The sequence below is a fragment of the Streptomyces sp. genome, assembly GCF_031178505.1.
GTDB lineage: Bacteria > Actinomycetota > Actinomycetes > Streptomycetales > Streptomycetaceae > Streptomyces > Streptomyces gulbargensis.
The window spans coordinates 1-6,964 of sequence record NZ_JAPSIW010000353.1 but is presented as its reverse complement, the minus strand read 5'-3'; the positions used below and the strand labels follow the sequence as shown (position 1 = coordinate 6,964).

At 76.0% G+C, this 6,964-nt stretch carries 6 protein-coding genes; 2 read left to right on the top strand and 4 right to left on the bottom strand.

The window, feature by feature from the left end; genetic code table 11:
* Positions 1 to 669, top strand: a 669-nt coding sequence (locus tag RIF68_RS21675; RefSeq protein ID WP_309052948.1) for a DUF5914 domain-containing protein, incomplete at its 5' end; no start/stop codon positions are given.
* A gap of 79 nt (positions 670 to 748) precedes the next feature.
* On the opposite strand, the gene RIF68_RS21670 is transcribed toward RIF68_RS21675, so the two are convergent.
* The 4 genes from RIF68_RS21670 to RIF68_RS21655 all read right to left on the bottom strand — a co-directional run bounded on the left by RIF68_RS21670 (position 749) and on the right by RIF68_RS21655 (position 6,125).
* On the bottom strand, positions 749 to 2,308 hold the full coding sequence (locus tag RIF68_RS21670; protein ID WP_309052947.1) for an FAD-dependent oxidoreductase: 1,560 nt from the start codon (positions 2,306 to 2,308) through the stop codon (positions 749 to 751).
* Positions 2,309 to 2,330: 22 nt separating this feature from the next.
* The gene (locus RIF68_RS21665) at positions 2,331 to 3,506 is read right to left on the bottom strand and encodes a lycopene cyclase family protein (protein WP_309052946.1); all 1,176 of its coding nucleotides are present in this window, start codon (positions 3,504 to 3,506) and stop codon (positions 2,331 to 2,333) included.
* A gap of 461 nt (positions 3,507 to 3,967) precedes the next feature.
* The gene (locus RIF68_RS21660; protein WP_309052945.1) at positions 3,968 to 4,915 is read right to left on the bottom strand and encodes a sigma-70 family RNA polymerase sigma factor; all 948 of its coding nucleotides are present in this window, start codon (positions 4,913 to 4,915) and stop codon (positions 3,968 to 3,970) included.
* A gap of 10 nt (positions 4,916 to 4,925) precedes the next feature.
* Positions 4,926 to 6,125 (bottom strand): FAD-dependent oxidoreductase, encoded by a 1,200-nt coding sequence (locus RIF68_RS21655; protein ID WP_309052944.1) that lies wholly within the window; start codon positions 6,123 to 6,125, stop codon positions 4,926 to 4,928.
* A 199-nt stretch (positions 6,126 to 6,324) separates the two neighbouring features.
* Here RIF68_RS21655 and RIF68_RS21650 point away from each other — a divergent pair.
* Positions 6,325 to 6,964, top strand: a 640-nt coding sequence (locus RIF68_RS21650; protein ID WP_309052943.1) for a sulfite exporter TauE/SafE family protein, incomplete at its 3' end; no start/stop codon positions are given.

The window sequence follows — 6,964 nt, the reverse complement described above, 5'->3', positions numbered from 1 at the left end:
CTCGACCTGGACGGCGGCCCGTTCGCGGGCTGGTCACCGTGGCCGGTGCACGACGACGGGGTGCTGCTGTGGGTGCGGCTGGACCGGGTGGGCGGGGAGCCGCCCACCCGGCGGCCCGCCGTCCCGGCACGGCCGGCCCGGGGCGCGTCGCTCGCCGCCGTGTACACCGGGACGGGCGCCTGCGAGCCGGAGGACGTCGTGGCGAACCGCCTCGATCCGTGGCACGGCGCCTGGCTCCACCCGTACTCCTTCGTGGACCTGGCCGTCCGGGACGTGCCGGACGGCGCTCCGGCGGACGACGGGAAGGACGTCCTCCTGGTGGACGTGTCGTTCAAGGTGGCCGGGCGGATCGTCGTCCCCGTACGCGCCGCGTTCCACGCGCCCGACGCGCGGACGGTCGTCATGCGGATCGTCGAGGGCGAGGGGACGGGATCGGTGGTGGAGACCCATGCGACGCCGTTGACGCCGGCGGGTGCCGGGCGCCCGCGCACGGCCGTGGTCGAGGCGGTCGTGGCCGGCTCGGACCGGCGGGGCTTCGCGGTGGCACGCGCCCTCGCTCCCCTGCTGCGTCCCGCCGTACGGGCCACGGCGGGACGCCTGTGGCGTGACGACCTCGCGTACGCGGAGCGGCGGCACCGGCTGCGGGCGGAGGGGCGGTTCCCGGGCTGAGGGGCGGTTCCCGGCCGGCGGAGAGCGGCGCCGACGGCCGGGCCTTCGCCGGCCGTCGCCGGTCCGGCCCGGCGGCCCGTCAGGTCACGCCGAAGCGGCGGGCGAGGAGCCGCAGGGGGGCCGAGCGGCCGTGGCGGGGGACGGTCCACAGGGTCTGGCCGCCGAGGCCCCAGCGGCGCAGATGGGCGTTGGCCGCGAGGAAGCCGGTGGTCGCGGCCCGTTCCATGAGGGCCACCGGGAGGCCGGTGCGGACCAGGTCGCCGGCGACGGTGACGGTGGGGTCCGGCGTCTCGACGGTGGGCCGGTCGGTGTGCGTGCCCACGGCGAACAGCGGGCAGTCGCGGCGCCATTCGTCCCGCTGGTCGACGATCCGCGCGGTCGCCGTCTCCGGGTGGACGCGGTGCAGCTGGGCGACGAGCTCGCGCGCGAGGGCGTGCGGACGCGCGGCCGGGTCGGCGGCGTAGGCGTGGAGTTCGAGGACGGCGCCTCCGGTCTTTCGGGCCCAGCGGGCGGCCTCCCCCTCGAACACGTTGAGTACCGTGATGTTGTCCAGCGGCCCGTAGCCGCTGGTGCCGAGGAACCCGGGGCGGTGCGGGGCGACCGGGCGGTCGAGCCAGACCCGGGTCACGAGGAAGGGCGGGGCGACGCGGAGCCTGCCGACCCGGGCCCGCCACGCGGCGTCGCACAGGTTCGGGGAGGCGGCGGTGAGCGCCTGGAGTCCCGCCGTGTCGAGGGCGAGCACGACCGCGTCCGTGTGCTCGGTGCCGTCCGCCGTGTGGACGAGGTGGCCGCCGTCCGGGCACGGTTCGAGGCCCCGCACGGGGGTGTCGGTGCGGACGGCGGCACCGTGGCTGTCGAGGTGGCGGGCGAGCGGGTCCCACAGCGCCTGGGGGTAGGGCTCGTCGGGCACGTCGAAGAGGAGGCCTTCGGAGGAGCCGAGGAAGTAGATGTGGAACATGAGGGCGAGTTCGGCGGCGGACAGCTCGCCCGGGTCGGCGAAGAAGCTGCGGGAGAAGACTTCGAAGGCCAGGTGCCGGGCCGCCTCGGGGAAGCGGACGCGGTCGAGCAGTTCGCGGGCGCTGATGTTGTCGTACCGCCGGTAGACCTCGGGGACGCGGACGTCCAGGAGCGGCAGTGCGGCGCGCGGGTTCATCCGGGCGAGGTCCCCGGCGCCGAAGCTCGGACTGAGCAGGGCGAACCCGAGGGCGCTCCAGGGCGGTGTCCGCGGGACGCGGGCGAAGCTGTCGTACGTCCCCGAGCCGTGCCGCAGCGGGTAGTCGGGCAGCGGGCGGAGGCGGTCGAGGCCCGGGTCGACGCGCCGGAGCAGTCCCCGCAGGTTGTAGTACTGGCGGAAGAAGGCGTGGAAGCCGCGGCTCATGGTGACGGTCGATCCGTCCGCGAGGTCGGTGGGCCATCCGGCCAGGCGGCCTCCGAGCGTCGGCTCGCGCTCGTAGAGCGTGACGCGGACGCCGCGTTCGGCGAGGGCCGTGGCGGCGGCGAGACCGGCGATGCCGCCGCCGACGACCGCGCAGCGGACGGTCCCGCGCGCGCCCGTGCGCCGGGGCGGGGGCGCGGGCAGGACGACGGCCTTGCGGTCGCGGCCGCGGCGGGCGGCCGGGGCGGGCTCGTGACGGGTCATCGGGGGCTCCTCGTGGCTTCGGTCAGCGGCGGCGGGTGAGCAGGGGCAGCTCGGCGGCGGTGCGCAGCATGGTGAGGACGGGGGTGCGCAGTCCGATGGCGAACTCCTCGGCGGGGCGCGTGGTGCCGTCGAGGAAGCGGAGCAGGCGGGCACTCGGTACGTCGCGGAAGAGGCGGGTGAAGAACGCCGGGCCGTCGATGCGTCCGCTGTCGAGGCCTCTCAGGAGGACGGCGTCCATGGCCAGGGCCCGTGCCGGGTGGGCCGGCGGGGGCAGGGGCGGGCCGCCGGTGTGCAGGGCGTGCGCCACGGCTCGGCTCTGGCGCTGGATCGCGGCGAAGGCGTAGCCGGTGGAGGGGCGGACGGCTCCGCCCGCCGCGCCGATCCGGAAGACGTGCCGGCCGGCACGGCGTTCGTGACGGCCGTCGGTCATGGGGATGACGCCCTGTTCGGTGGCCGTCACCCGGAAGGCGCCGAGGCCGAGGACGTGGCCGGTGTAGTGGCGGAGGGCGTCGTCGTAGGCCTGACGGGTGAGGGGGGCCCGGCCGAACTCGGTGTACTCGACGAGGGCCTCGTACCGGCTGGTGGGCAGTACGTACCCGAAGGAGAGGCCGTGCCGTGGCTGGGGGGTGCGGAAGTCCATGAGCTCGACGGTGCCGGGGGTGAGGACCGGGTGCTCGCACCGGACGAACCAGCCGCGGAAGTGCTGGCACAGCGAGACGCGCGCGGCGGGGGGCGTGGCGGGCGGCCGGGAGTCGTAGGCCCAGCGGGCCCGGAGCGTGAAGGTGGTGCCGCCGGCGGTGCGGCAGCTCACCTCGGCGCCGTCCGGACGGTCGGTGACGGCCTCGACGACGGCTTCCACCCGGCGCAGCCCCGTCAGGCGTGGCTCCAGGCCCCGTTCGAAGGCGTCGGAGCGGAGCATCTTGTAGGTGAGCTCGCCGAGTTCGCAGGTCCGGCCGTCGCCCCCTGGGGCGCGGACCCGCACCCTGCGCCAGCGCGCGGTGAGGAGCGGGTCGTAGTCGCCCGGGCCGGACTCCCAGTAGCACCAGGTGCGTTCGGGTGGGCGGAGGTGGCCGGGGGGCGGGGTGACGAGGACGACGTCCGGGGCGCGGACACCGGGCGGCGGAGCGAGCAGCCGCCACGCGAGCGAGAGCCCGGCGGCCCCGGCGCCGACGATGACGATGTCGCTGGTGTCCCTCATGGTCTGCGGTGCTCTCCTTCGGGCCGGCGGTTCGGCGGGGGCCGTCGCCGCGGGGCGCGGCGTGTCCGTTTCACCTTCTCGCGCGGTCCCGCCCCCGGATGCGGTCCGGCTCCGGCCACGCCGTACGGGTCGCCGGTCAGGGCGAACCTGGCGGCGCCGGTCTCGCGCGCCGGGCGGACGGAAGGGAGCAGCCGCCGCGTTCCGGGCGCGGTCTCCGGCGCCACTCCCCCCTCCCCCGCGACCGGGCGCAGGGCGCCGGGCCGATGGAACGCCGAGGTCCGGTTCTCCGGCGCGCCGGCCGCCCCGGACGAGGCGGCCCGCCACGCCGCGGAGACACGGCTCCTGCGGACGGCGGTGGAGGGGGTACGGATCCGGTGACAGCCCATTCGGGAGGCGACACCCCGCCCGTACGCACCCCTCACCGACCGTGCGGCCCGGCGGCGGGGGTGCGTGGCGGCGGGTCACCACTCCGGCATCAGAGGGGTGCTCGCGTGGCGTCGCCAGGCCTCGGTGAGGCGGGTGAGGCGGCCGGGGGCGGCGATGCCGCGGACCGTGGCGATCCTGCCGGCCGTGAGGTCGAACGTCACGGCGCCCATGACACGGTCGTCGAGGACGAACAGAAGGGCCGGGCCGCCGTTGACGGTGGCGTAGTGGACGGCGGGTGTGCCGCCCGCCAGGCGGCGCTTGGCGGGGGTGGGCTTGAAGCCGGCCCGCGCGACGACGGCGATGCGCCGGGCCGTGTCGTACCGCAGCAGCGTCCTGGTCAGACCGGCACCGTCGGAGAGCGCGGTCGCGTCGTCGGTGAGCAGGGCGACGAGTCGCTCGGTCCGGCCGGAGGTCGCGGCTTCGAGGAATTCCTCCACGATCCGGCGGGCCGACGCCGGATCGGCCTCGCCGCCGGCGCGGCGGGTGGCGGTGACGCGGCGCCGCGCCCGGTGGAGGTGCTGCTGACTCGCGGACTCGGTGAGGTCGAGGATCTCGGCGATCTCCGCGTGGCTGTACGAGAAGGCTTCCCGCAGCACGTAGACGGCCCGTTCGAGGGGCGACAGGCGCTCCATGAGCATCAGGACGGCCAGGGAGACCGACTCCCGCTGCTCGACGGTGTCGGCCGGGCCGAGCATCGGGTCGCCGTCGAGGAGCGGTTCGGGCAGCCAGGCGCCGGCGGTGCGCTCCCGGCGGGCGCGGGCCGAGCGGAGGTGGTCGAGGCACAGGTTGGTGACGACCTTGGTCAGCCAGGCTTCCGGCACCCTGATCCGCTGCCGGTCGGCGGCCTGCCAGTGCAGGAACGCGTCCTGCACGGCGTCCTCGGCGTCGGTGGCCGAGCCGAGGAGCCGGTAGGCCAGGGAGGCCAGCCGGTTCCGGTCGGCCTCGAACCGGTCGGTGTCGAAGCGGTCCGCGGTGGTGTCCACGCGCCTCACCCTAGGCGACCGTCGTCCCGGTGCTCAGGCGCCGGGCACCGGCCACCCGGTGCCTGCGCGTGGGCAGACCGAAGGTCGGGTGCGAGGTGGCCCACAGCGACATCGCGAGGATGCCCGCCTTGATCCGCGCGGCCTTCCGCCCGCCCACGTACGACGGTTCGGCCCGGCCCTCGCCGTCCACCCTCTGGAGAATGCCGTCCCGCCTCCCGAGGCTGATGTGGTTCCCCACGTACACCAGCCTGGTGCGGGCGACCTCACGGCCGGTCAGCTCTCCGACGATCGCGTCCACGGCCTGGCGGCCGGTGAAGCCGGCCGTGGCGCAGGACATCGGCAGCGGCAGGCCGTTGTCACCGGTGGCGTGGGCGCTGTCGCCCACGGCGTAGACGTCCGGGTGCGACACGGACCGCATGGTGCGGTCGACGAGGATCCTGCCGTCCCCGGTGACGGCCAGCCCGCCGGCGGCGGCGAGGGGCTGGACGGCGAACCCGGCCGCCCACACGGTGACGTCGGAGGCGAGGGCGGTGCCGTCGGCGCACCGCACCCCCGTCGCCTCGACCGCCGCGACGGTGGTGTGTTCGAGGACGGTGACGCCCAGGCGGTCGCAGGCCCGGCGCAGGTGGCGGCGGGCTCCTGCGGAGAGCCGGGCGCCCAGTTCGCCCCGGGCGACGAGGGAGACGGACAGCCCGGGCCGGGATTCGGCGATCTCGGTGGCCGTCTCGATGCCGGTCAGCCCGTCGCCGACGACCAGTACCCTGCCGCCGTCGCCCTGCCCGGTCAGGGTGTCCAGGCGCGCGCGCAGGCGCAGGGCGGAGGGCCGGGCGGCGACGTCGAAGGCGTGCTCGGCCACGCCGGGGACGCCCCCGCCGTCGCCGTGGCTGCCGAGCGCGTAGACCAGCGTGTCGTAGAGGAGCTCGCCGCCGCCGTCGGCGTCGGCCACGGTCACGGCCCGGTGGTCGGGGTCGACGGCCGTGACGCGGCCCAGGCGCAGCCGCGTCCCCGTGCCGGCGAAGACCTCGGTGAGCCGGGGGGCGTCGATCGACCGGCCGGCGGCGAGCTGGTGCAGCCGCAGGCGCTGCACGAAGTCGGGCTCGGCGTTGACGACGGTGATCTCGGTGTCCGCCGGGGACAGCCGGCGGGCGAGGTTGCCGGCCACGTGCGCCCCGGCGTATCCGGCGCCGAGGACGACGATGCGGTGCTTCATGGTTGCTCCTGTCGGTCGGTGTGCCCGTGGGTGCGGGCTCCATGGGTTGAGCGGGACAGCGCGCCGATTCCTGACAGAAGGCGTATGTGATCCGGGTCACAGATGTCCCGACGACGGCGGGGCACGGCGGCGGTGGGTTGTGCCGAAGGTGCGGGCGGGCCGTGGCGGGCGGCCCGGGCCGGGGGCCAGGATGCTCGGCATGAAGACAGCCGCGGCCCTCTCCCCTTCTCCGGCGGCTCGCTCCGCGCCCGTGGTCTTCGCGGCGGGTGCTGCCGTAGGGGTTCTGGGCGGGATGATCGGGCTGGGCGGTGCCGAGTTCCGCCTCCCGTTGCTGATGGGGCTGTTCGGCTTCGCCGCGCTCGCGGCCGTCATCCTGAACAAGGCGATGAGCCTGGTCGTCGTTCTGGTCGCCCTGCCGGCGCGGCTGGTGGCGGTGCCCGCCTCCGAGATCGCCGGTCGCTGGCCCGTCGCGGTCAACCTCCTGGCGGGCAGCCTCCTCGGCGCCTGGGCGGGGGCGGCGTGGGCGGTCCGGATGCGCGGGAGCACGCTCTCCAAGGTGCTGGCCGCCCTGATGGTGCTCATGGGGGCGGCCCTGGTGACCGGCCACACCGCCACCGTGGGCGCGCTCGCCCTGCCGCTCTGGGCCCAGGTGCCCCTGGGGGTGGTGGCGGGGTTCGGCATCGGGGTCGTCGCCGCGATCATGGGCGTGGCCGGCGGTGAGCTGCTGATCCCGACGATCGTGCTGCTGTTCGGGGACGACATCAAGACGGCCGGGAGCCTGTCGCTGCTGGTCTCGCTGCCCACGATGCTGGTCGCGTTCGCCCGTTACAGCCGCGAGG